Annotated in this window: 21 protein-coding genes and 2 pseudogenes; 10 read left to right on the top strand and 13 right to left on the bottom strand. The window is 71.2% G+C overall.

What is annotated here, in order from left to right:
- Positions 1-202: 202 nt before the first annotated feature.
- Together Q4V64_RS52465 and Q4V64_RS52460 are read right to left on the bottom strand one after the other, a co-directional pair.
- On the bottom strand, positions 203-937 hold the full coding sequence (locus Q4V64_RS52465; RefSeq protein WP_124444339.1) for a cation transporter: 735 nt from the start codon (positions 935-937) through the stop codon (positions 203-205).
- On the bottom strand, positions 937-1,272 hold the full coding sequence (locus Q4V64_RS52460) for a metalloregulator ArsR/SmtB family transcription factor (protein WP_124444338.1): 336 nt from the start codon (positions 1,270-1,272) through the stop codon (positions 937-939). The genes Q4V64_RS52465 and Q4V64_RS52460 overlap by 1 nt, the downstream gene beginning before the upstream one ends.
- A gap of 290 nt (positions 1,273-1,562) precedes the next feature.
- On the opposite strand from Q4V64_RS52460, the gene Q4V64_RS52455 reads away from it, so the two are divergent.
- Positions 1,563-2,354, top strand: a complete 792-nt coding sequence (locus Q4V64_RS52455; protein WP_124444360.1) for an SAM-dependent methyltransferase — start codon at positions 1,563-1,565, stop codon at positions 2,352-2,354.
- Positions 2,355-2,377: 23 nt separating this feature from the next.
- Here the strand turns inward: Q4V64_RS52455 and Q4V64_RS52450 are convergent, their stop codons facing one another.
- From Q4V64_RS52450 to Q4V64_RS52435, 4 genes are all read right to left on the bottom strand, one after another.
- A complete protein-coding gene (locus tag Q4V64_RS52450) occupies positions 2,378-3,157 on the bottom strand; it encodes an alpha/beta fold hydrolase (RefSeq protein ID WP_124444337.1) in 780 nt (259 codons plus the stop codon).
- A 46-nt stretch (positions 3,158-3,203) separates the two neighbouring features.
- Positions 3,204-3,398 (bottom strand): hypothetical protein, encoded by a 195-nt coding sequence (locus Q4V64_RS52445; RefSeq protein WP_253267363.1) that lies wholly within the window; start codon positions 3,396-3,398, stop codon positions 3,204-3,206.
- Positions 3,385-5,391 (bottom strand): condensation domain-containing protein, encoded by a 2,007-nt coding sequence (locus tag Q4V64_RS52440; RefSeq protein ID WP_253267362.1) that lies wholly within the window; start codon positions 5,389-5,391, stop codon positions 3,385-3,387. The genes Q4V64_RS52445 and Q4V64_RS52440 overlap by 14 nt, the downstream gene beginning before the upstream one ends.
- 383 nt (positions 5,392-5,774) lie before the next feature.
- Complete coding sequence (locus Q4V64_RS52435) at positions 5,775-6,011, bottom strand: hypothetical protein (protein ID WP_124444336.1); 237 nt, start codon at positions 6,009-6,011, stop codon at positions 5,775-5,777.
- Between the two features lie 283 nt (positions 6,012-6,294).
- Here Q4V64_RS52435 and Q4V64_RS52430 point away from each other — a divergent pair.
- Positions 6,295-6,837 (top strand): annotated as a pseudogene (locus Q4V64_RS52430) (cytochrome P450); the annotation flags it as partial.
- 194 nt (positions 6,838-7,031) lie between these two features.
- Here the strand turns inward: Q4V64_RS52430 and Q4V64_RS52425 are convergent.
- On the bottom strand, positions 7,032-7,985 hold the full coding sequence (locus tag Q4V64_RS52425) for an IS481 family transposase (RefSeq protein ID WP_303715204.1): 954 nt from the start codon (positions 7,983-7,985) through the stop codon (positions 7,032-7,034).
- 116 nt (positions 7,986-8,101) lie between these two features.
- On the opposite strand from Q4V64_RS52425, the pseudogene Q4V64_RS52420 reads away from it, so the two are divergent.
- Positions 8,102-8,785 (top strand): annotated as a pseudogene (locus Q4V64_RS52420) (cytochrome P450); the annotation flags it as partial.
- Between the two features lie 125 nt (positions 8,786-8,910).
- Here the strand turns inward: Q4V64_RS52420 and Q4V64_RS52415 are convergent.
- Entirely contained in the window at positions 8,911-10,383 is a 1,473-nt protein-coding gene (locus Q4V64_RS52415) for a helix-turn-helix domain-containing protein (RefSeq protein WP_124445548.1), read from the bottom strand.
- Between the two features lie 423 nt (positions 10,384-10,806).
- Between Q4V64_RS52415 and Q4V64_RS52410 the strand changes: the two genes are divergently transcribed.
- The 5 genes from Q4V64_RS52410 (at position 10,807) to Q4V64_RS52390 (ending at position 16,085) form a co-directional block, all read left to right on the top strand.
- Positions 10,807-11,427, top strand: a complete 621-nt coding sequence (locus Q4V64_RS52410; RefSeq protein ID WP_172629599.1) for an L-threonylcarbamoyladenylate synthase — start codon at positions 10,807-10,809, stop codon at positions 11,425-11,427.
- 137 nt (positions 11,428-11,564) lie between these two features.
- Positions 11,565-12,320 (top strand): dienelactone hydrolase family protein, encoded by a 756-nt coding sequence (locus Q4V64_RS52405; protein ID WP_124445542.1) that lies wholly within the window; start codon positions 11,565-11,567, stop codon positions 12,318-12,320.
- Between the two features lie 203 nt (positions 12,321-12,523).
- A complete protein-coding gene (locus tag Q4V64_RS52400; protein WP_124445541.1) occupies positions 12,524-13,417 on the top strand; it encodes an MHYT domain-containing protein in 894 nt (297 codons plus the stop codon).
- A 57-nt stretch (positions 13,418-13,474) separates the two neighbouring features.
- Complete coding sequence (locus Q4V64_RS52395) at positions 13,475-14,977, top strand: metallophosphoesterase (protein WP_124445540.1); 1,503 nt, start codon at positions 13,475-13,477, stop codon at positions 14,975-14,977.
- Positions 14,978-15,056: 79 nt separating this feature from the next.
- The gene (locus tag Q4V64_RS52390; RefSeq protein WP_124445539.1) at positions 15,057-16,085 is read left to right on the top strand and encodes an LLM class flavin-dependent oxidoreductase; all 1,029 of its coding nucleotides are present in this window, start codon (positions 15,057-15,059) and stop codon (positions 16,083-16,085) included.
- A 145-nt stretch (positions 16,086-16,230) separates the two neighbouring features.
- Here Q4V64_RS52390 and Q4V64_RS52385 read toward each other — a convergent pair whose 3' ends face one another.
- Positions 16,231-17,205: a TauD/TfdA family dioxygenase gene (locus tag Q4V64_RS52385; protein WP_124445538.1), complete on the bottom strand. Its 975-nt coding sequence runs from the start codon at positions 17,203-17,205 to the stop codon at positions 16,231-16,233.
- A 205-nt stretch (positions 17,206-17,410) separates the two neighbouring features.
- On the opposite strand from Q4V64_RS52385, the gene Q4V64_RS52380 reads away from it, so the two are divergent.
- Positions 17,411-18,241, top strand: coding sequence for an aldo/keto reductase (locus Q4V64_RS52380; RefSeq protein ID WP_124445537.1), 831 nt, complete (start codon positions 17,411-17,413; stop codon positions 18,239-18,241).
- A 42-nt stretch (positions 18,242-18,283) separates the two neighbouring features.
- The gene (locus Q4V64_RS52375) at positions 18,284-18,886 is read left to right on the top strand and encodes a DNA polymerase ligase N-terminal domain-containing protein (RefSeq protein WP_124445536.1); all 603 of its coding nucleotides are present in this window, start codon (positions 18,284-18,286) and stop codon (positions 18,884-18,886) included.
- 52 nt (positions 18,887-18,938) lie between these two features.
- On the opposite strand, the gene Q4V64_RS52370 is transcribed toward Q4V64_RS52375, so the two are convergent.
- From Q4V64_RS52370 to Q4V64_RS52355, 4 genes are all read right to left on the bottom strand, one after another.
- Positions 18,939-21,278, bottom strand: coding sequence for a SpoIIE family protein phosphatase (locus Q4V64_RS52370; protein WP_124445535.1), 2,340 nt, complete (start codon positions 21,276-21,278; stop codon positions 18,939-18,941).
- Between the two features lie 63 nt (positions 21,279-21,341).
- A complete protein-coding gene (locus Q4V64_RS52365; protein ID WP_124445534.1) occupies positions 21,342-21,821 on the bottom strand; it encodes a peroxiredoxin in 480 nt (159 codons plus the stop codon).
- On the bottom strand, positions 21,818-22,198 hold the full coding sequence (locus Q4V64_RS52360; protein ID WP_124445533.1) for a hypothetical protein: 381 nt from the start codon (positions 22,196-22,198) through the stop codon (positions 21,818-21,820). The genes Q4V64_RS52365 and Q4V64_RS52360 overlap by 4 nt, the downstream gene beginning before the upstream one ends.
- Positions 22,199-22,275: 77 nt before the next feature.
- On the bottom strand, positions 22,276-22,794 hold the full coding sequence (locus tag Q4V64_RS52355) for a MarR family transcriptional regulator (RefSeq protein WP_124445532.1): 519 nt from the start codon (positions 22,792-22,794) through the stop codon (positions 22,276-22,278).
- Between the last annotated feature and the right edge of the window lies 1 nt (position 22,795).

Raw genomic sequence — 22,795 nt, 5'->3', positions numbered from 1 at the left:
GCCCGTCCAGCCCTTGCCGGGCGGCCGCGAGCAGAAGACCAGGAAGCCGTCGTCCGGGATCGCCTCGCGCGGGGCGCGGACGTACGACCACTGGGGTTCGACGCTCTCCACCTTTCGCGCGCACCAGGCGCGTACGTCGGCCGGCTCCCCCGGCGGCCATCCGGATTCCTGCCCCGCCCGGGGTTGTCGAGCCCGTCCACGACTACCGGGCACCCGCACCGTTCGCCGGTGCGCAGCAAGAGCAGTCGGCCTCGCACCCGCAGCCGCCCTGCACCTCGTCGGTCACCTCTACGCCCGCGACCGGTACGGCGCAACAGTGGTCGCCACGCCATGCCGCGCGGCCCTCCTTGACCGCGACGGCGGCGATCACGAGGGCTGCGATCGGGTCTGCCCAGCTCCAGCCGAGCAGGGAGTTGGCAAGCAGGCCGACCAGAAGGACGGCCGACAGGTAGGTGCACAGCAGGGTCTGCTGGGAGTCCGCCACCGCCGAGGCGGAGCCGAGCTCGCGTCCGGCGCGGCGCTGGGCGGCGGACAGGAAGGGCATCACTGCCAGGGACAGGGCCGCGAGCACGATGCCGGGCGTGGAGTGCTGCGCCTCGCCGGTGCCGGTCAGGGCCCGGACGGAGTCCACGGTGACGTAGGCGGCGAGGGCGAAGAAGGACAGCGCGATGATGCGCAGGGCCGTCTTCTCCCGGGCGTCGCGGACGGTGTGGTCGACGGCGGAGAACTGCCAGGCCACGGCGGCCGCGGAGGAGACCTCGATGACCGAGTCCAGCCCGAAGCCGATCAGGGCGGTGGAGGAGGCGAGGGTGCCGGCGGTGAGGGCGACGATCGCCTCGATCACGTTGTAGGCGATGGTGGCGCCGACCAACACACGTATGCGCCGGGCCAGTTGGGCGCGGCGGTCGGGTGCGGGGCCGAGGGAGAGCGACGCCATCAGCAGCAGCCCTTCTCGTCGGCGTCCGCACACGTACGGTCGGCCTCGACGGCGAGGACCGCACCGAGCAGGTCGTCCAGGGCGTGACCCAGTCGGGCGTCGACCAGCTCGTAGCGCATACGCCGGCCCTCGGGGACGGCGACGACGATGCCGCAGTCGCGCAGGCAGGCGAGGTGGTTCGACAGCCGGGTGCGGGAGATCTGCAACTCATCGGCCAGGTCGGCCGGGTGCGCGGGCGCCTTGCGCAGGGCGAGCAGGATGCGGCAGCGGATCGGGTCGGCGAGGGCGCGGCCGAAGCGGGCGAGGGTGTCGATGTCGGAGGCGATGGTCAGCACAGCGGCTACGGTACAGCGATTCCTGAATTCACGAACCGTGGACTGCTTGTCCGCTGTGGCGCCGTGGGGGCGCGGGCGAGCACCCCCGAGGGCCATCAGGCGGCGACGCACAGCGCCCGGGCAGGCCGCAGCAGGGACTGGCCGAAACGGCATGGTGCGACCGGCCGGGATCTTCAACTCGCGGGAGTGGAGGGCCGGTTCGCCTAGGTTGGAGTCCTGATCACCAACGTCCACGTGCAGGAGGCTTCGCCTTGTCGGACTCCAACTCCCAGGCCACCGCCAGTGCAGGGATGCCCGTCGGGATCGACACGTCCAAGCCGCACTCGGCCCGCTTCTGGAACTACTTCGTCGGCGGCAAGGACAACTACGAGGTCGACCGGGAGATCGGGGACCACATCAAGGAGATCTTCCCCGGCCTCGTCGACGTGGCGGTCACGAGCCGGCACTTCCTGGGGCGTGCCGTCCGCCACCTGGCCGGCGAGCAGGGCATCCGTCAGTTCCTGGACATCGGCACGGGCCTGCCGACCGCCGACAACACGCATGAAGTGGCACAGCGCGTGGCCCCGGACGCCCGGATCGTGTACGTCGACAACGACCCCATCGTGCTGGCTCACGCGAACGCCCTGCTCACGAGCACGCCCGAGGGAAAGACCGCCTACCTGGACGCCGACCTGTACGACCCGGACGCCGTCCTCGAGGCCGCGGGCACACTCGACCTCTCCCGGCCGGTCGCGTTGATGATCCTCAACACGCTGGGGCATGTCGCCGACTACGAGCAGGCGCGCGACCTGGTGCGCCGGCTCATGGCGGGCCTCCCCTCGGGAAGCCATCTGGTGATCAGCGACAGCACGGCCACCAGCGAGGGCATGATCGCCGCGTCGGCGGCGTACAACGCGAGCGGTGCGGTGCCGTACCACGTGCGCGGTATCGAGGAGATCGCCGGGTTCTTCGACGGTCTGGAGTTGGTGGACCCCGGCGTCGTCCAGGTCACGCGGTGGCGTCCGGAACCGAGTGATTCGGCCAACCCGGCCGACCCGGCCGTCTCCGTCGATGCCTACTGCGGAGTGGGGCGCAAGCCGTAGCGTCCCGGACCCCGGATCCCGGATCACCGCGGGTCGGTCACGAACCGGTCGATGGTCGCGGTCAGTTCCGCCGGCTTCTCCAGGGGGAGTTCGTGGCCCGCGTCGATGATGCGGATGACGGCGTCCGGGTACGACGTGGCCATGCGCAGCATCTGTGAGACGGGCAGCTGGATGTCGCGGTAGCCGTGCACCAGCAAGGTGGGGGTGCGGATCTCGGGAACCCGGTCCAGGACGTCGAAGGCCCGCATGGCGGCGTACAGCGTCATCACGACTTCACGGGGCGTGGTCGCGGAGGAGCGGATGTGCTCGCGGATCTCCTCGCGGGGGTAGCCGGGGGCGAAGGCCCGCTGGATGTTGGCGGCGACGAAGAGTTTGAAGGGGACCAGGGTGGAGGCGGCCATCAGCAGGCCTCTCCCCCGGCTGTAGGCCATCCTGCTGATCGAGTTCACCAGCACCATGCGTTCCACCCGGTCCGGGTGGGCGAGGGCGAGGGTCTGCGTGATCATGCCGCCCATGGAGTGGCCGACGGGGACGAACCGGTCGATCTTCAGGTGGTCGAGGAGGGCGAGGACGTCGTCCGCGAGCTCGTCGATGGTGCGTGCGCCCGAGCCGGTGCTCTCGCCGTGGCCGCGCAGGTCGAGGCGGATCACTCGCCGGTGGGGGGAGAAGTGCGCCATCTGGTGGTCCCAGCGGTGGCGGTTGGCCGTCCAGCCGTGGATGAACACCAGGGGCGCGGCGCCAGTGTCGCGGTGGCCCTCGTCGTCGTACGTCAGTGTGGCGGCGTCGAGGGCGAGCTGCGGCATGGCGGGTCTCCTGGGTGCGGTCGGGCCGAGGGGCGGAGGGGGCGGGTCAGCTGTGTGCGGCGAGGAAGTCGAGGATGTGTCCGAACACGTCGAGGGCGGCGCCACGGCCCAGGAAGGTGTCGAGGTGACCGTAGCCGGGGATTTCCGTGTAGGCCACGTCCAGCTGGGGTTGCCTGCGGGTGAGGACGTCGTGGCAGAGCTTCTGGGAGTCCAGCCACAGGCCGTTCTCACTGCCGGACAACAGCAGGACGGGGGTGTCGATGCGGGCGGCCGCGTCGAGGGCGTTCTGCGGCAGCGCCCGGTAGCGCAGGTCGGTGTCGTGCCAGCGCACCACCGTCCGGGCGAGTTCGATGCGGCGCAGGTGCGGCAGGATCCACAGGGGTGCGGGGCCGAGGAGTTCGGCCAGGCGGTCGTGGGTGGTGTCCGTCAGGTGCTCGTGGACGAACAGCGACGCGCCCGTCCCCCAGGCCGAGTTGTGCAGGATCTGGCAGGTGCTCCGCCTTCAGCGGGCTGTCGGGTCGGTCGAGAACGGCCCGTACGGTGGCCTCGTCGTTGTTGCTGACCAGCACCAACAGCGCGCCTGCCGCCCGCCACCGCAGGAGCCTGCGCGCCAGCAGGGCACGCGGGCCGGTCAGGTCGACCGCCTCCGGGCCGATCTCGCCGGCCACGCCGCCCCACAGCGTCTCGTCGCCGTCCACCGCGATCACCTTGGGCGCGGGGCGCCGTGCCGCGCGTACGACCTCGGCCAGGCGCAGGGCCACCGCCGCTTGGAAGTGGGGGGTGAAGGGCAGGTGGGCCAGCCGTTCGGTCCGCTCGTCGAAGCGTTCCTCCACGGCGTGGTAGCGAGTCCACTCCTCGGGACCGAGCACCGCGATGCCGGGCGTCTCGGCGAGCTCGGCGGCGACCTCACGCTCCCAGCGCGCGCAGCGGTCCTCGATGCACGCGCCCGGCAGGAAGCCGACGATCAGCGGCTTACGGGTCCGCTCGGACAGTGCCCGCAGTGCGGCCGGGTAGGCGGTGCGCAGTTCGGCGAGCAGTTCGTCGTCGACCGGGCCGAACCGCTGGAAGTCCTGCGCGCGCAGGAGTACGACGCCTGCGGCGGTGGAGGGGTCGGCGAAGGCCCCGGAGGGGTCCCGCAGGCTCGCGAGGACGTGATGGTACGGAGCCTCTGTCACCGATAGGACGACTTCGTCCCGCGTCTCCTCGTCGACCGCCGCCTCGAACAGCTGCGGAAGGTGGCCCAGGGCGAAGGTGGCCGCGAGGGCGAGCGTGCGGCGCGGGGCGAGGACAGGTGCCTCGGCATCTGGTGCGGCAGTCACAGCAGTTCCGTCGGCGGTCGGCACAGCAGCCGCGACCCGCGCCGTGGGGTCCTCGACCGCCTCCACGATCAGCCGCACCAGCTCCTCCCCCAGCTCGACGGCATCCGCAGCATCCAGGATGTCGAGGTTGTGGTCGAGCCGGATCCGGCCCGCGTCCGGGGTCATGGTGATCATCAGGTCGAGGTCGGAGTAGCCCGTCCCGGCGGGCAGCACCTCGAGGCGGGTGAGCCGGCCCGCCGAGGAGCGTACGTAGTTGAAGTACACCTCCACCAGCGGAGCGTTCGTCCGGTGCAGCCCCTGCTTCGCCAGGACCGGCAGGACGTCGGAGAACATGGTGCCCTTCGCGAGGATCCGCTCCAGACGGACGTCGGTACGGCGCAGTACCTCCTCGACCCGTTCCGTCGCCCCCGCCTCGGCCGGGAAAGGCACCGGAACGCCGAAGAAGCCCACGGCGTCGTACGCGTCGGCGTGGATGCGCGTGTCCACAGGCACGGCGAGGACGAAGCGCTCCCGCTGCCGCCTGCGGGCCAGCAGCACGGTCAGCGTGCCGAGGCAGAACGCGGCGGGGGTCACGGCGAGCCTGCTCGCCGCCGCCGACACCTGCTCCACGAGCCCGTCCGGGATCGCGACGGTGACGCTTCCGGCGCGGTAGGACCGGGTGGCCGGGCGGGGCCGGCTGAGGGTGAGGTCGAGCCGCTCGCTGCCGTGGAACGCCGCGCGCCACTCGGCGGCGCCGGTCCCGCTACCCGTCGGCCCGGACTGCCCGGTCTGCCCGGTCTGCCCGGTCTGCCCGGTCTGCTGAGCCTCGATCAGCAGCCCGATGTCGCGGTTGGTCACGGCGCCGCCGAGCGCGCCCCCGGACAACTCCACGTCGATCTCCGCCGCCACGAGCAGCAGCGACTGCAGATCGCTCACCGGTGCGGTCGGGCTGGTGCGCGGCGTGCGCGGTCAGCAGGTCGACCAGGGAACGAGCCATATGTCGCGTCTCACCTGTCTGGATCGTGGGCGAGGAACTGGAGTTCGATGGCCGCCTGATGGGTATCGCCTCGGTGCTGGTCCACCGGGTCCCCGCGCCCCCATTACTGTTTGCTACTGACGGGTAACCCTAGCAAGTCCCATGGGCAGCACGGGCCGAGTCAGTGTAAACCCTGCGTATCAAACGGAAGTTGAGGGCTCGTTCCCTGGGTTCCGGTGCCCACCCCTGGCCTCCGACTGATCCGCGACTGGTCTCCGACCGCATGCCGAAAGCCCGGCCACGGGAGATTCCCCGGCGACCGGGCCTTGGGCGCGAACCGGTGTCAGCTGCCGTTGAGCCGCGCGCGCAGGAGTCCCTTGCCCAGTTCGGCGCCCTTGCGGCTGTCCGCCTGAGCCTTGCGGAACAGGTCGACGACCTCGGTGTCCTTCTCGCGCTCCGCGTCCTGGATGTAGGTCTCCAGGCGCAGCGCGTTGTTCAGGCACGCCTCCACGTACCAGATGAGGTTGTAGTCCTTGTCCGGCGTACCGGTCACGCCGCCGGTCTCCGTGGTGCTGGTCATACGGGCCTCCTCCAGCGGTTGTCGTTCCGGGACGGCCCGAGTACCCCACCTCCGACCGGGCACACCGCGTGGCAGTACTGTGCCGCGGGAAATCGAAAGACCGGCCCTGGCGGCCGGTGGTCCCGCCGCCGGCACGGACACATTGGGGGAAGCAACAGCCGTACGACGACACGGACTTGGCGCGCACGCCACTCCGACCGGACCATGAGGCGCACGGTCCCGCGGTCGGCCCCGAGCGGGCCGCGTCTCCGCCGCCGCTCCACCGACTGCCAGGAGATCCGTCGTGACCATGACCGACCGCATCGCCCTCGATCCGTTCGGCGCCGACATCGCCGGCGAGAGTGCCCGGCTGCGCGCCCTCGGCCCGATCGTGCCGGTGGAGCTGCCCGGCGGCATCCCCGCCTGGGCGCCCACCGGCTACGACATCCTCAAGGAGCTGATCCTCGATCCGCGGGTCAGCAAGGACCCCCGCAAGCACCCCTCCTGGGGATGGGTGCTGGGCTGGGTGGGCGTGGTCAACATGCTCTCCATGTACGGCGCCGACCACGCGCGGCTGCGCAAGCTGGTGGCGCCGAGCTTCACGCACCGGCGCACCGAGGCGATGCGGTCGCGGGTGGAGGCGATCACCGCGCAGCTGCTCGACGCGCTGGACGCGGCCGGCCCCGACGTGGTCGATCTGCGGGCCGGGCTGGCCCATCCCCTGCCGATGCGGATCATCTGCGAACTCTTCGGTGTGCCCGAGGAGTTGCGGGCGGACACCGCCCGGCTGATCGCGGCCATCATGGACACCTCCGACATTAGGGCCTGTCCGGCGGATCATGCCGCAGACGCGGGGCCTGGCACGCCCATCTGCCGCGTTGTCGTCGGTCGCCGACTCCCCCACTCTCGGCTTCGCTCGAGCGGGGGGACCCCCATCGCGTCGACTCCCTCCTCCGCCTTGCAGCTGGACGCACCAGACCCCGCTCACCTGCGTTCATTAGTCGCCGCCGATTTCCTGCGACCTGATCCGCCGGACAGGCCCTAGCTGTATTGCCCTGAGAGGTTAGGGACGCGGCTGGCGGGTGGTTGGCCCTTGAGCGCGGTGTGTCCGCGGTGGTGATTGTAGGTGTGCAGCCAGCTGGGGAAGGCGTCGCGTCGTTCCTGCTCTGATCGGTAGGGGCGGGCGTAGGCCCATTCGTCGAGCAGGGTGCGGTTGAAGCGTTCGACCTTGCCGTTCGTCTGCGGCCGGTAGGCGCGGGTTCGCTTGTGCGTGATCCCGGCTGCTGCCAGGGCGTCTCGCCACAGGTGGGATTTGTAGCAGGAGCCGTTGTCGGTCAGGATGCGTTCGACGGTGATCCCGCAGGTGGCGAAGTACGCCTGGGCGCGACTCCAGAAGCCGACAGCGGTCTCCTTCTTCTCGTCTGCGTGGATCTCGCTGTAGGCCAGGCGGGAGTGGTCGTCGACGGCGTTGTGGAGGTAGCTGTAGCCGGCGCCGGACCGGGTCTTGCGGCCCGCCTGGCGTCCGAGGGTCTTGTGGCCGCCGCCGTCGGGGATGTTGCCGAGCTTCTTGATGTCGACGTGGACCAGTTCGCCGGGCTTGGCACGTTCGTAGCGACGGATGACGCGCCCAGTGGCCCGGTCGAGGTGGGTCAGGCGGGCCAGGCCGTAGCGGGTCAGCACCCGGTGCACGGTGGACGGCACCAGGCGGAGCAGGCCTGCGATCCGTGCTGGCCCCCACCTGCGCAGTACGCGGACTTTGATGATCCTGCGCTCGGTACGGGTCGGGGTCCGTCGCGGGCTGGTGCGGGGGCGGCTGGAGTGGTCGGCCATGCCAGGCTCGCCGAGCCGGCGGTAGCGGTCGGCCCATCGCTGTGCGGTGGTTGGCGAGACTTGGAATCGCTCAGCGGCCCGGCGCAGGGTCCAGCCGTCCTCGACCACGCAGCGGGCCAGGCGCAGGCGTCCGGTCTCGGTCAGGGGTGCATTACGGTGGGGCACGAGGGCCTTTCTGTCGTCCGGCGTAGATGTCGCAATCCACACCGAGCCAGAAGGCCCTCACCCATTTCAAGACCACACGTCAGTGATCGCTGTCACCAACCTCCGTGGACAGAACACCTAGCCCGGAGCACGCCGCGTCCGCGCAACGGCAGATCGGCACGGTGCTGCCCGCGCTCATCGCCCACCGCGCCGAGCACCCCGGCGACGACCTGACCACCGAGCTGATCCGCGTACGGGACGAGGACGGGGACCGGCTCAGTGACGAGGAGCTGCTGTACACGCTGCTGCTGGTGATCGGCGCCGGGTTCGAGACCACCGTCAACCTCATCGGCAACGCGGTCGTCGCCCTGCTCCGGCATCCCGCGCAGCTGTCGGCCGTGCGGTCCGGGGAGATCGGCTGGGACGCCGTCGTGGACGAGACGTTACGGGTCCAGCCGTCCATCGCCTCGCTGCCGCTGCGGTTCGCCGTCACCGACCTCGCCGTCGGCGGCGTCACCGTCCCGGCCGGCGACGCCATCATCACGACGTACGCCGCCGCCGGACTGGATCCCGCGCGTTACGGGCCGGACGCGGACGCCTTCGACGCCGCGCGCGGCGCCGAGGACCATCTGGCGTTCGGGATCGGCGTGCACCGGTGCGTCGGGGCGCCGCTGGCCCGGCTGGAGGCCCTCACCGCGCTGCCCGCGCTGTTCGACCGCTTTCCCGGCCTGCGCCTCGCCGCAACCGAGGACGAGCTGCGGCAAGTGCCGTCCTTCATCGCCTTCGACTGGCAGGAGATCCCCGTGCGGTTGCGCGGGTGAAGACGTCGCGTCGCGGGAGCGCGACCGGTCCCCCGTTCCGGTCGTGCCCCCGCGGTGTCTTGAACTTACGTGCTGGCTGGAACCGTTGTGAATCGCTCCGATGCCCGCTGCACCGCCCCCGGGGCTCACCCGTGCACAGATGAGTCCGGATGGCCCGGTTTCGTCCTGTCGAGGACGGGTGGTTCGAGGTCACCGACGGCCAGATGGGCGAGGACGACCTCGTACAGGTCGCTGCCGGCGGCGAGGAGCCGGCGTTCGAGGACGGGTTCAGCGCTGCGGACGTGCTCCCGCACGGTTTGCGGGTGCATGCCAAGCATCTGGGCGGCTCGCTCGGAGTTGCCTCCGGCGCCGATCCAGGTGCGCAGCGTCCGGCGCAGGTCCCGGGCGTTCGGGTCCAGCCGGCCCAGCAGGTCGTGCGCCCAGGACCGCACGGCGGTCCCGGCGAGCAGATCGGCGAGCCGGGCCGGCCGCGCGCCGACCGGCTCGGGCGGTGTCTCGGCGAGGCCGACCTGGGTGTTCAGGGCCAGGTGGGCGACCGCGCGGACGGTCAGGTCGGAGAAGTCCGTGCGCAGCAGTGCTTCCACACGCTCCATGCGGGCACGCACGGTGTTGCGGCTCACGCCGAGGACCTTCGCCGCGTTGACCGCGGTGAACTCCAGGCCCAGCCGTGTGGTGGCGAGGAGTTCGGCGCGCGTGTGGTGCGGCAGCGTGTCGAGCGGGCGCAGCACGTGGCCGGTCCAGTCGCGGAGGGCGCCGGGGTCCATCAGGCGTTCGGGGTGGGTGCGTTCGGCGTACACCGCGGCCTTGTCCGGCCGGAAGCGCGCGACGGCGAGGGCGCTGACGGCCTGCCCGTAGGCGGTGGCGGTCCGGGCGAGACTCTGCGGGACGCTGCCGCCGAGGAACGTGCCGGGGTTCCGGTCGATCAGCGACCGCAGTGCCTCGCCCGCGGCCTCGCCGGGCATCACCACGATCACGTGCTCGTCCATCGCGGGGCAGCGCACGACCAGGGCTCGCTCCCGCGTGGCGACGAGGCACTCCTCGGCGAGCCGGTCGCGCTCCTCGGGTGTGCCTTCGAGTACGTAGACGCAGGCCATGTCGGTGTCGAGCAGGCCGGGCCACAGGCCCGCGGCGACGCGGCGCGCCGCGACGGTGTCCTCCACCATCAGCAGCTGCAGGATCGCCAGCCGCAGATCGGACGTCGCCCGTGCCAGGCGGCGTCGGGCCTCCGTGGTCTCGCGTGCCCGCAGCAGGAGTTCGACGACCTGGGCGGTGTGCGTCACGGTGTCGAAGGCGCGCCGGTCGAACGGCGTCGTGCGCGCCACGGCGAGTACGCCGGCCGCGGCCGGCTGCGGGAGTTCCACTCGGACCAGGCGCAGGTGGCGGCCCTGTTCTTCCCATGCGGCGGTGGCGATCCGTCCGGCGATGATGTCCGCGACCAGGTCCTTGTCCAGCGGCATTCGGGGGCCGGCGAGGAGGGTGCCGGCTTCGTCCTGCAAGGAGGCCGTGCCCTGGACGGTGTGTGCGAGCCAGTTCACGAGCCTGCGCACGTCACGCCCGGACGGCCGCAGATGGTCGAGCAACTCCTGCGCCCAGGCCATGTCCGCGGTGTCCTTCACCTCCGTACGACGGAACTCGTCATCCCGGCCAGCCACGTCGGCCTTCTCCTCGCCCCTCGCTTCATCCACACATACCGCTCGGGACGTTACCTCACCCGCCTTTGGGGGCCGCCCTGCTCACGGCGGGCCGGTGGCCGCGGTGCGGTCGGGTGTCGCGCACGTAGCCTGGGGCGCCACACTCCGGCACCGCGTGCGTGTACCGCCGTCCAGTAACCGACCTCGGCCGGCGCGGAGTCGGCGGCACCACGCTTGATCATCACGTGGCCCACCAGCCGTCCGCCGCTGTTCTCAGCGTTGCGCAGCGACTGTCCAAGAGATTTCGCCACCGTCCCGCCCCCAGGTCCACACACCCGCCACACCTCCACCCTCCGCGCTGATCTCCGGCGCACGGCATAAGCTCGCCGAATGGCGAAGTACTTCGACGTGCACCCCGACAACCCCCAGCCCCGCACCATCGCCCAGGTCGCCGACAGCGTCCGGTCGGGTGCGCTGATCGCGTATCCCACGGATTCCTGCTACGCGCTGGGCTGCCGGCTGGGCAGCCGTGACGGCATCGACCGGATCCGTACGATCCGCAAGCTGGACGACCGGCACCATTTCACCCTCGTCTGCCAGGACTTCTCGCAGCTCGGCCAGTTCGTACGGGTCGACAACGACGTGTTCCGCGCGATCAAGGCGTCGACGCCAGGCAGCTACACCTTCATCCTGCCCGCGACGAAGGAGGTGCCCCGCATGCTCCAGCACCCCAAGAAGAAGACGGTCGGCGTGCGCATCCCCGATCACGTCGTCACCCATGCGCTGCTCACCGAGCTCGGCGAGCCGCTGCTGTCCAGCACCCTGCTCCTGCCCGACGAGGACGAGCCGATGACGCAGGGCTGGGAGATCAAGGACCGGCTGGACCACGTCCTGGACGCGGTGGTCGACTCCGGCGACTGCGGCACCGAACCGACGACGGTGATCGACTTCTCCGGCGGCGAGGTCGAGATCGTGCGCCGGGGGGCGGGCGACGCGACACGGTTCGAGTGAGGCCCCGGGCCTCGGAGCCTGGCAGGGGGTGGCTCCGGCGCCCGGAATGTCGCGTGTCACCATGATCTCGATCTGCCCCGTCGCACGCGGCCCGGCAGGTCCTTCGCCGACTCCCCCTGCAGAGAGGCAGCCCGCCCATGAACGCCATACAGGGAACCGCTGTCGACATCCCCACCGCGGACGGCACCGCCGACGCCTACCTGGCCCACCCCGCCGACGGCGACCCTCATCCCACGGTCCTGCTCTACATGGACGCCTTCGGCCTGCGCCCGCGGCTGACCTCCATGGCGGACCGGCTGGCCGAGCACGGCTACACGGTCCTGGTGCCCAACCTGTTCTACCGGCACGGACGTACGCCCGTCGTCGAGCTGCCGGAGTTCATCGATCCGGGAGCGCGGCCGGAGATCTTCGAGCGGATCGGCCCGATCATGCAGGCGCTGACGCCGGAGCTCGCGATGCGGGACGCCGGGGCCTATCTGAGCTGGCTGGCCGAGCGCCCCGAGGCCGCCGCCGGCCCGGTCGCCCTCACCGGCTACTGCATGGGCGCCCGGCTCGCGCTGCTCACCGCCGGCACCTACCCGGACCGGGTCGCCGCGGCGGCCGGCTTCCACGGCGGGCGCCTGGCGACCGACGCGCCGGACAGCCCGCATCTGGTGGCCGACAACATCACCGCCGAGCTGTACTTCGGCCACGCCGACGAGGACCCCTCGCTGCCCGTGGAGCAGATCGAACGCCTGGAGGAGGCGCTGACCAAGGCCGGCGTCCGGCACCGCTGCGAGGTCTATCCCGGCGCGCACCACGGTTTCACGCAGGCCGACACCGCCTCGTACGACCGAGCTGCCGACGAGCGGCACTGGGACGCGCTGCTCGATCTCCTCAAGCGCACGTTCTGACCCCGACGGCACGCAGTGTGCCGAAGAGACTGTCACACCGGACGCGCCGAAGGGCGCGTCTGGCTGGAACTCGCCGTTGTGTGACCGGAGTCGATCCCTGGGAAAAAAGAGTTCTTCTCCTACCCTCGGTAAGCCCTTGCTTTGCAAGTGCTTGACACGTAAATCTTCCCCGCAATCAGCCTTGACTCGGGGGGAAGTTGTCTATGGAAGGCACAGTTGACGGGTTCCGCTACGGAGCGGTAACCCCTGTGGCGGCCTATCTGATGGCGTGTTTGGGCGGGGCTCTGGGGCTGCGCTGCATCGTCCGCACGCTCCTCGGCGGGCAGTCGTGGAAGGCCGGCTGGCTGGCGCTCGGCGCCGCCTCGATCGGCTGCGGCATCTGGACGATGCACTTCATCGCCATGATCGGTTTCCAGGTCGAGGAGACCCGGATCCGTTACGACGTGGGCCTGACGGTGCTCAGTCTCGCCGTGGCGATCGTCGTGGTCGGCATCGGCGTGTTCACCGTGGGCTATCGCGGCGCCGGCCGCTCCACGCTGGCCATCGCGGGCGTCATCACCGGGTTAGGCGTCGCCGCCATGCACTACCTGGGCATGGCGGCGATGCATCTGAACGGCGACATCAACTACAGCCCGTCCGTCGTCGTGCTCTCCGTGGTGATCGCGATCATCGCCGCCACCGCGGCCCTGTGGGCGGCCGTGTCGATCCGGGGCTTCGTGACGAGCTTAGGGGCCAGTCTCATCATGGGCGTGGCCGTGTCCGGGATGCACTACACGGGGATGGCCGCCGTCAGCGTCCATGTGCACGACACGACGGGCGGCACCTGGGCCGGCGATTCGCCCACCTCGCTGCTGCTGCCCATGCTGCTGGGGCCCGTCATCTTCCTCCTCCTGGCCGGTGTGGTGGTGATGTTCGACCCGCTGCTGGTCCTGGGCGACGGCGACCGGAAACCGCCCGCCTCCTCACCGCGTGCCACCCGGACCGCACCTGCCGAGCCTTCCGCGCCGGAGCCCGGCTCCCTCTTCGAGAGCGGGGAGGGCGCCGTGCAGGATCCGCGGGATTCGTCGAGGGCACCGTCGCACGCCCATCGTTGGTGAACCCCGGTTCAAGGGGCGGGCCTTCGCCCGGTTCTAGATCGTTGTTACGGTGCACCGGTGTCTGACTCTTCACGCGATACCGCCGAGGGCGCCGGCTGGGGCACCGCGGAACACGGTGCGTACAAGCGGCTGATGCCGCACAAGGTCGAGAAGGTCTCCTGGCTCAACCCGAAGACGCTGTGGGTCTCCCGCAACGGCGTGGTCGCGTCCTGGTTCGGGGACCCCACGGGGCGTACCCGAACCAGGTGGGTGGCGCAGCGGGCGGCGGCCGGTGCCCCCGCCGACAAGGTGGTCCGACGTGACGATCCGGACCGGTTCTCGTTCCTGGTCATCGGCGACACCGGCGAGGGCGACGATCCTCAATACGCCGTCGTGCCAGGGTTCCTGAAGATAGGTCAGGACACGCGGTTCGCCGTCCTCGCCAGTGACGTGATCTACCCGGTGGGCGGCGCGGACGACTACGGCACGAAGTTCTTCCGGCCGTACCAGGACTACCGGGCGCCGATCTACGCGATACCCGGCAACCACGACTGGTACGAGGACCTCGGCGGCTTCATGCGCGTCTTCTGCGACGACGTCCCGGCCCTGGCCCCCGAACCCGCACCCCGCCCCCTCTCCCGAGCCTGGCTGCGGTCCCTGCTGTGGCACCGGCCGCGCGAGAACGACGGCCAACGTCTCGACGAGGCACGGGCGTTGCGGGGCTCGTCGGCCCAACAGGCCGTCCAGCCGGGCCCGTACTGGGCCATCGACTCCGGACCGGTCCGGATCATAGGCATTGACACCGGTCTGCTGGGCACCCTCGACGCCGAACAGGGCGCCTGGCTGCGCGAGCTCTCCCAGGGCCCCCGCCCGAAGATCCTCATCACCGGTTCCCCCCTGTACGTGGACGGCGAACACCATCCCTGCGCGATCGACGGCGGCGGCACCGTCGACGGCATCGTCCGCGACCCCGCCCACCACTACGTCGCGGCGATAGGCGGCGACATCCACAACTACCAGCGCTATCCGGTGCAGGTGGACGGCCGGACCATCCAGTACGTCGTCTCGGGCGGCGGCGGTGCGTTCATGCACGCCACCCACACCATCCCCCACATCTCGGTCGGGAAGGTCACCGAGAAGGACTTCCGCTGCTACCCGCTGCGCGGCGACTCCCTCGCCTTCTACAGCAGGCTCTACGGCCGCCGGCTGCACCTGCGCCGCTTCTTCACCCTCACCGAGGCCGAGGGCACGGCCGTGATCGCCGAGCGGCTGGGAATCCCGCCGACCCGCACTCCTGGCGGGCCCGCGCGGGTCACCCGGCGCACGCGCCTCGTGGCGAGCCTCCTGGGCGCCGGGGGCCGCCCCGACCGCACCTCGCGGTTCCGGCTCCCCGTGCGCAAGATCTACACGCAGCTGTTCTCCCCGAGCTCGGCCACATACAGTCCGCCGTTCTTCAAGTGCTTCCTCCGCCTGGACGTCACCCCGGAAACGGTCCGCCTGCGCTGCTACGCGGCCACCGGCAACCGTGCGCAGGAGATCGATCCTCCGGTCGAGGACGAGGTCACCATTCCCCTGGCCTGATCAGGGCAATGGGAACACCACTGGTCACCCTCCGGTTGGCACTGCGGTACGACAAGAACGACCAATGACGGAGGGGCCCATGCCACCGACCTCACGACCGTTGCGCAAGCTCGGTTTCCTCACCATCGGGCTGTTCGACGCGGCCGACCCGCGCCGGGGGCACGAGTCCACGCTGGAGATCATCGAGCTGGGCGAGCGGCTGGGCTTCGACAGCGCGTGGGTCCGCCACCGTCATCTGCAGTACGGCATCTCGTCCCCCGTCGCCGTCCTGGCCGCGGCCTCGCAACGCACCCACCGCATCGAGCTCGGCACCGCGGTGATTCCGCTGGGCTGGGAGAACCCGCTGCGGCTGGCCGAGGACCTGGCGACCGTGGACCTGCTGTCCGGCGGTCGTCTCAATCCGGGCGTCAGCGTCGGACCGCCGATGCACTACGAGCAGGTCAAGGACGCGCTGTACCCGGACACCGCCGACGCCGAGGAGTTCGGTTACGAGCGGGTGCGGCGGCTGCTGGACTTCGTACGGGGCAAGCCGGCCACCGACTTCAGCGGGGTCGAGGGGTTCGAAGTGTTCTCCGACCGCGTGCAGCCGCACTCCCCCGGTCTGGGCCGCCGTCTGTGGTACGGCGGCGGCAGCCTCGGCTCGGCGCGGTGGGCCGGCGAGCACGGCATGAACTTCCTGACCAGCAGCGTCGTCAAGGCGGAGGACCCCGAGGGGCCGACGGACTTCGCCGAGATCCAGCTGTCGCACATCCGCGCCTTCCGAGCCGCCCATCCCGACGGCGAGGAGGCCCGCGTCTCCCAGGGCCTCGTCGTCATCCCCACCGACTCCGCCTCGCCCGAACAGCGCGCGAAGTACGAGGAGTTCGCGGCGAAGCGCGCCCCTCGCACCGCCTCACCGCAGGGTCCGGCGCGGCTGATGTTCGCGCCCGACCTGGTCGGCACGTCGCAGGAGATCGCCGAACGACTGGACGCGCACGCCGCGTTCCGCGAGGTCGACGAGGTGGCGTTCGCGCTGCCGTTCACCTTCGAGCACGAGGACTACGTGCAGATCCTCACCGACATGGCGACGAAGCTGGGCCCGGCGCTGGGCCGGCAGCCCGGCGCCTAGTGCCCCGGCAGGCAACGTTTGCCCGTCAAGGAGCGCCCGCCGCGCAGCGGCCGAGGACCGCAGCCGGTGCGTGCTCTCAGCGTGCCGGGCGTCGCGACGGGGCGAACGTTGCCTGCCGGGGCACTAGGTTCGGACCTGCCCCGGGTCACCAGCGGCCCGGCTCCGTTCCGACGATCGGTTCCGACGGCTTGCCGCCCACGCCGACCGGGACGTCACCGGCGAGCATCACCCGGTGCATGATCCGGGGGAAGTCGAGGTGGGCGGTGTCGCCGGGCGCGAGGTGGATGGTGGCCCGGTTGTCCCAGAAGGCCACGCTGCCCGGCTCCCAGCGGAACCGGACCGTGTACTCGGGCCGGGTGGCCTGCTCCAGCAGCATGTCCAGGATCGCCCGGCTCTCGGCCCGGGAGAGATCGGCGATCTGCTCGACGTAGTAGCCGTTGACGTACAGGACGCGCTCCCCCGTCTCCGGGTGGACGCACACCAGCGGGTGCAGTGAGGCGACCTGATGGTCCAGCAGATGCCGGACGTAGGCGTCGTCGCCCGGCCGTGGCTGGTAGCCGACGCCCAGCCGGTGTTCGGCGCGCAGGCCGTCCACGAACTCCCGTACCGGTCCGGAGAGTCCGGCGTACGCGGCGGCCAGGTTGGACCAGGTGGTGTCGCCGCCGTAGGAAGGAACTGTCTCGGCGCGCAGGATCGTCGCGGCCGGCGGGTCGATGCGGGCTCCGTGGTCGCAGTGCCAGCCGCGCAGCAGGCTGTGCCGTCGGCGACGCAGCCATTCGTCGTGCTCCATGCCGAACCTGCCGCCCAGCTCCAGCCGGTCCGCGGTCGTCTCGATCTCCGGGAAGTCCCGCGGCGAGGCGCTCCCGCGCCGGCGCAGGACGACCGGTTCGCCGAAGCGGCGGGCGAACGCCACGTGTCCGGCGTGGTCGAGCCGCTGCCCGCGGAAGAACACGACCTTCCAGCGCAGCACCGCCGCCCGGATCGCGGCGACCACGGTGTCGTCGAGCTCGCCGGCCAGGTCGACGCCGGTGATCTCGGCTCCGATGCGTCCGGAGACCGGTTTCACCTTGATGCCGGTGTCCCGCTCCGAGCGGTCCGCCCTGGTCCTGTCCGTCGTCATGCGCGCTCCGATGATCCGTCCGTACCGGCTCGGTCGGTGCCGGCTCCCTGAAGATCGTGACAGCGTTCGTTGTGCGTGGCGACAGGGCCTCGTACGGCAAACGGTTTCCGGGGAGCTCGGCCTCAGATGGCGTCTCGTCGTTCGATCACTGCCTACCCTGTCCGTGACGCTTGGTGTCCGACACAGTCAAAGGGAAGGTCCGACAGTGAGCAGCATCCCCACGCACCGGCTCAACGACGGCACGGCGATCCCCGCTCTCGGCCTCGGCACCTGGCCGATGGACGACACGCGGGCCGAGCAGGCCGTACGCAGTGCGCTGGAGGCGGGCTACCGCCTGGTCGACACGGCGACGAACTACCGCAACGAGACCGGTGTCGGCCGTGGCGTGGCCGGTGGTGGAGTCCCGCGCGAGGAGGTCGTGGTGACGACCAAGCTCCCAGGCCGGCACCACGGCTACGAGGAGACGCTGGCCTCCTTCGAGGAGTCCCGCGCCCGCCTGGGCCTGGAGTACGTCGACCTCTATCTCATCCACTGGCCGCTCCCCCGCGTCGGCAAGTACGTCGACTCGTGGAAGGCCATGATCAAGCTGCGCGAGGAGGGCCTCGTCCGGTCCATCGGCGTCTCCAACTTCACGGTCGAGCACATCGAACGGCTGGAGAAGGAGACGGGGGTCCTGCCCTCCGTCAACCAGATCGAGCTGCACCCCTTGTTCCCGCAGGAAGAGCTGCGCGCCTTCCACGCCGGCAAGGGCATCCTCACCGAGAGCTGGAGCCCGCTGGGCCGGGGCACATCGCTGCTGGACGATCCCGTCGTCGGCACGGTCGCCGAGGCCCACGGGGTGACGCCCGGCCAGGTCGTCCTGCGCTGGCACATCCAGCTCGGCGCGCTCCCCATCCCGAAGTCGGGGAGCCCTGAGCGGCAGCGCGAGAACCTCGATGTCTTCGGCTTCGAGCTGGGCCCCGCCCAGATGACGGCGATCGCCGACCGCGCCCACCGGCGCATCGGCGGTGATCCGGAGGTGCACGAGGAGTTCTGACCTCTCGAGGGGGTACTCGGCCGGTCGAGGAAGGAGGCGACCGTGGCTGAGCGCGACCGGCTGCGGGACTACCGCGGCAAACGTGACTTCGGCCGGACCGGTGAGCCGGAGGGGCGGCGGGCGCCCTCGGGCGAGGAGCCCCGGTTCGTCGTGCAGATCCATGACGCCAGCACCGTGCACTTCGACTTCCGGCTCCAGGTCGACGACGTACTGAAGTCGTGGTCGGTCCCCAAGGGGCCGTCCGACGATCCCCACGACAAGCGGCTGGCCGTGCCGACCGAGGATCACCCCTTGGAGTACGAGGAGTTCGAGGGCGTGATCCCGGAGGGCGAGTACGGCGGCGGCACGGTGATCGTCTGGGATCACGGCACGTACGAGCCACTGAGCCACGACCGGAAGGGGCGGTCCGTCGACTTCCGGGAGTCGCTGGAGCACGGGCACGCGACGTTCCGGCTGCACGGGTCGAAGCTGCACGGCGAGTACGCCCTGACCCGGTTCCGCGGCGGGAAGAACGAGTCCTGGCTGCTGGTGAAGAAGGCCGAGGGCCGCGCTCGCGGGCAGGGCACCCCCGATCCGCGCCGGGCTCGTTCCGTGCGCTCCGGCCGTACTCTCGCCCAGGTCGCGGCCGACGGCCCTCAGGAGTGAGCCGTCCTGTCAGGAGTGAGCCGTCCCCTTCAGGCTGCCCCCCTTCCAGTGATCAGAAGGGCGTCAGGGACTGCTCGGCCCAGATCGTCTTGCCGTTGCCGGTCTGGCGGCTGCCCCAGCGCTGGGTGAGCTGGGCGACCAGGAGCAGGCCGCGGCCTCCTTCGTCGAAGGCGTGGGCCCGGCGCAGGTGCGGGGAGGTGGAACTGCCGTCGGAGACCTCGCAGATGAGGGTGCGGTCGCGGATCAACCGTAGCTGGATGGGAGGTTCGCCGTATCGGATCGCGTTGGTGACCAGTTCGCTGACGACCAGTTCGGTGACGAAGGCGGTCTCGTCCAGTCCCCACGCCGTCAGTTGCTCGGTGGCGGCCTGCCGGGTGGCGGCCACGTGCGCGGGGTCGGGCTCGACGTCCCAGGTGGCGACGCGGTCCGCGCCCAGCGCCCGGGTGCGGGCCAGCAGCAGGGCCACGTCGTCGCTGGGCTCCTCCGGGAGGACGGCCTTCAGCACGGTGTCGCACAGGGCGTCGAGGGTTCCGGCGCGCGCGGTCAGGGCCCGGCACAGCTCGTCGGTGGCGTGGTCGATGTCGCGGTCCCGGTCCTCGATGAGTCCGTCCGTGTACAGGGCGACGACGGCACCCTCGGGCAGCTTCATGTCGGTCGCCTCGAAGGGCAGGCCCCCGACACCGAGCGGGGGTCCCGCGGCCAGCGGGATGAGCTGTGCCGTGCCGTCCGGCAGCAGCAGGGCCGGGGGCGGATGACCCGCGGCGGCCAGGTTGAGGTGGCGGGAGACCGGGTCGTAGACGGCGTAGAGGCAGGTGGCGCCCAGTTCCGCCACCTCGTCGCCGCTGTCGTCGGCCGCCAGGTGGGTGACCAGGTCGTCGAGGTGGGTGAGGAGTTCGTCCGGCGGGAGGTCCACGTCGGCGAGGGTGCGGACGGCCGTGCACAGGCGTCCCATGGTCGCCGAGGAGGGGATGCCGTGGCCGACGACGTCGCCGACGACCAGGGCGACCCGGCTGCCGGACAGCGGGATCACGTCGAACCAGTCGCCGCCGATGCCGGCGAGCGAGCCCGACGGCAGATAGCGGTGGGCGACCTCGACCGCGGCCTGTCCGGGCAGGCCCCGGGGCAGCAGGCTGTGCTGCAGGGCCAGGGCGGTGGTGCGCTCGCGGGCGAAGCGGCGGGCGTTGTCGATGCAGACGGCGGCGCGGCTGGCTAGTTCCTCGGCCAGGACGACGTCGTCGGCGCCGTAGTCGTCCGGGTGGGTGCTGCGGATGGCCAACGCGACGCCTAGGGTGGTGCCCCGGGCCCGCAGCGGCACCGCGATCATCGAGTGGACGCCCTGGCGGTAGCGGCGGCCTGCGGGTTCCCGTGCGTTGCCTTCGTCGACCCATCTCATGAAGTCCGGCTCGCCCGCCTGGCTGAGGATCGCCCGCCCCTGTCGCAGCGCCCGCGCGGGCGGCGAGTATGCGGGATAGATGTCCGTTTCGCCCAGATGTACGACGGCCTCCGGGGTGCCCTCGGTGACGGAGCCGTGGGCGACGCGGCGCAGAACGATCTCGCTGTCCGGCACCGTGGGCGGTTCGTCCGCCCCCAGGACCCACTCCAGCAGGTCCACACTGGCGAAGTCGGCGTATCGCGGTACGAGAAGTTCCACGAGCTCCTCGGCGGTGCGCACCACGTCCAGGGTGGTGCCGATGGCCGTCGCCGCCTCGTTCAGCATGGCCAGCCGCTGCCGCGCCCAGTACTGCTCGGTGCTGTCGAAGGCCGCCAGGGCGGTCCCGGTCACTTCCCCGGAGGCATCCCGTACCGGCCACATCTCGATGCTCCAGGCGTGCTCCCGGTTGAGGGAGGGCGCGCCCGTGAAGCTCTCGTAGCGGACCGGCCGTCCCGTCTCGGCCACCTGGCGCAGATTGTTCAGAAACCCGCGGCTGTGCTCGGCGTCCTCCACGGTCTCCGGGAAGGGCCGGCCGAGGAGGACCTCCTCCGACACGCCCATGACCCGGCAGGCGACGTCGTTGAGGCGCAGATAGTGCTGTTGGGTGTCGAAGACCGACATCGACATCGACGCCTGCTGGAAGGCCCGCCCGGCGAGGGTTGTCTCGAGGCCCCTGGGCTGCTCGGCGGTGATCACGTAGCCGTCCGGGGTGCCGTCGGCGCCCAGCACGGGGCTGGCCCTCAGGTCGAGCGGGACGGGGCCGCCGTCGCGGTGCCGCAGCGCGACGGTGCCCGTGAGGGCCGCCACGGCCCCGTCCGGCGGCTCCTCGGCGAGCAGCTCCCGCGCAGGCCGTCCCACGACCTCGTCGGCCGGGTATCCCGTCAGCCTCCGGGCGCCGTCGCTCCACCCCGTCACGATGCCGCGGGCGTCGGTGATCGCCGCAGCGGAGGCCTGCTCCATATCATCCAGGATGGTCCCTTTGTCGCACCGCATCAAGCGCGCTGCGGCAACCGGGCGGCCCCGTCACTTCCCGCGTCGCGCCCGGTGGGCCCGCAGTGCTTCGAGGGCACGGTCGGCGTGGGTGTTCATCCGCAGCTCGCTGCGGACCACTTCCAGGACCGTCAGGTCCTCGGCTATGACGAAGGTGACCCGCTTGGTGGGGGCGAGGGAGAAGCCCCGCTTGACACCGAGGCGTTCCCGGATCGTGCCGTCGGCGTCGGACAGCAGCGGCATGCCGAGCGAGTGGCGTCCTGCGAACTCCTGCTGGCGTTCGACGGGGTCGCCGCTGATGCCGACGGGCCGGGCGCCGACGGCGGCGAACTCGGCGGCCAGGTCGCGGAAGTGGCACGCCTGCGCGGTGCAGCCCGGGGTCAGGGCGGCTGGGTAGAAGAACAGCACCACGGGTCCGTCGGCGAGCAGGTCGGACAGGCTGCGGGACGTGCCCGTCTCGTCCGGCAGTGTGAAGTCCTCGATGGTGTCGCCGATCTCCACACGCCCGGTCACGACCGGCCCTCCCCGGTCCGGGCGACGCTGCGCGCCCACAGCACGAGGGGCACCTGCAACGGCAGCCGGCCGAAGGCCGCTGCCTTCAAAGGGGCGGGACGGTGGCGCCAGTCCACGGCCATCTTGACGTTGGCGGGGAACACGCCGACGAAGAACGCGGCCGTGGCCAGCGCGGCCGTCCGCCGGGTGCGCGGCAGGGCGACGGCCGCTGCCAGCGCCAGTTCGGCGACGCCGCTCGCGTGCGTCCAGGTCCGGGGCGAGCCCGGCAGACCGCGCGGGATGGTCGCGTCGAACTGGCGTGGCGCGGCGAAGTGGGCGACACCCGCGGCGGCCAGCAGGCCGGCGAGCAACAGGGGCGAGCGTTCGGACCGGGGCACGGTTCCTCCTCTGGTGACCTGCCGCGCGATGCTACTGGACCGTAGAAGCCCTCTTCCGGCCAGGGTCCGTGGTGGGGTCAGGCGCCGCCCGCCGGGGACACGGGCTGCTGTTCGGCCTCGTCGTCGACGGCGTGGGAGAGGAAGTCGTCGACCATGCGGTGGAAGAGCGTGGCGAGCTCGCGCAGTTCCTCGGGCGACCACTCGGCCAAGGCCAGCTGCATGCCGCGCGCCCCGGCCTCGCGGATCCGGTCGATGGCCCGCTGCCCGGTGTCGGTGAGCTGGATGCGCTGGGCGCGGCGGTCGTCGGGGTCGGGAACGCGGGTGACGTAGCCGGACTTCTGCAGTTGCTGCACGGTGCGCGTGACGTGGGAGGCCTCCACGCCCAGCCGGGTGGCGAGTTCCCCGGGGCGCAGCGGCTCGGAATCGGCGACCTGGCGCAGCAGCGCCACGGCCGCACGGTCCAGCGGTACGTCGGCCAGGGCCATCAGGCGGTCGTGCTGCCGCGCGCGCGTGCTCAGATAGGTGATGCGGGTGAGCGCCCGCTCGATCTCGATGACTTCCGGGGACGGGACGTCGGGGAGCGGTGGTGTGGACATA

The sequence above is a fragment of the Streptomyces sp. NL15-2K genome, from assembly GCF_030551255.1.
Classification (GTDB): Bacteria; Actinomycetota; Actinomycetes; order Streptomycetales; family Streptomycetaceae; genus Streptomyces.
The sequence above is the reverse complement of the archived record's forward strand: the minus strand, read 5'-3'. Positions and strand labels throughout refer to the sequence as shown.

Excerpts from the sequence above, each read along its gene's own strand:
- Q4V64_RS52435 (WP_124444336.1), bottom strand. The coding sequence starts at position 6,011 with ATGACCAGCACCACGGAGACCGGCGGCGTGACCGGTACGCCGGACAAG.
- Q4V64_RS52415 (WP_124445548.1), bottom strand. The coding sequence starts at position 10,383 with ATGGCCTGGGCGCAGGAGTTGCTCGACCATCTGCGGCCGTCCGGGCGT.
- Q4V64_RS52355 (WP_124445532.1), bottom strand. The coding sequence starts at position 22,794 with ATGTCCACACCACCGCTCCCCGACGTCCCGTCCCCGGAAGTCATCGAG.
- Q4V64_RS52370 (WP_124445535.1), bottom strand. The coding sequence starts at position 21,278 with ATGGAGCAGGCCTCCGCTGCGGCGATCACCGACGCCCGCGGCATCGTG.
- Q4V64_RS52385 (WP_124445538.1), bottom strand. The coding sequence starts at position 17,205 with ATGACGACGGACAGGACCAGGGCGGACCGCTCGGAGCGGGACACCGGC.
- Q4V64_RS52450 (WP_124444337.1), bottom strand. The coding sequence starts at position 3,157 with ATGCCGCAGCTCGCCCTCGACGCCGCCACACTGACGTACGACGACGAG.
- Q4V64_RS52390 (WP_124445539.1), top strand. The coding sequence starts at position 15,057 with ATGCCACCGACCTCACGACCGTTGCGCAAGCTCGGTTTCCTCACCATC.
- Q4V64_RS52455 (WP_124444360.1), top strand. The coding sequence starts at position 1,563 with ATGCCCGTCGGGATCGACACGTCCAAGCCGCACTCGGCCCGCTTCTGG.
- Q4V64_RS52410 (WP_172629599.1), top strand. The coding sequence starts at position 10,807 with ATGGCGAAGTACTTCGACGTGCACCCCGACAACCCCCAGCCCCGCACC.
- Q4V64_RS52400 (WP_124445541.1), top strand. The coding sequence starts at position 12,524 with ATGGAAGGCACAGTTGACGGGTTCCGCTACGGAGCGGTAACCCCTGTG.
- Q4V64_RS52465 (WP_124444339.1), bottom strand. The coding sequence starts at position 937 with ATGGCGTCGCTCTCCCTCGGCCCCGCACCCGACCGCCGCGCCCAACTG.
- Q4V64_RS52405 (WP_124445542.1), top strand. The coding sequence starts at position 11,565 with ATGAACGCCATACAGGGAACCGCTGTCGACATCCCCACCGCGGACGGC.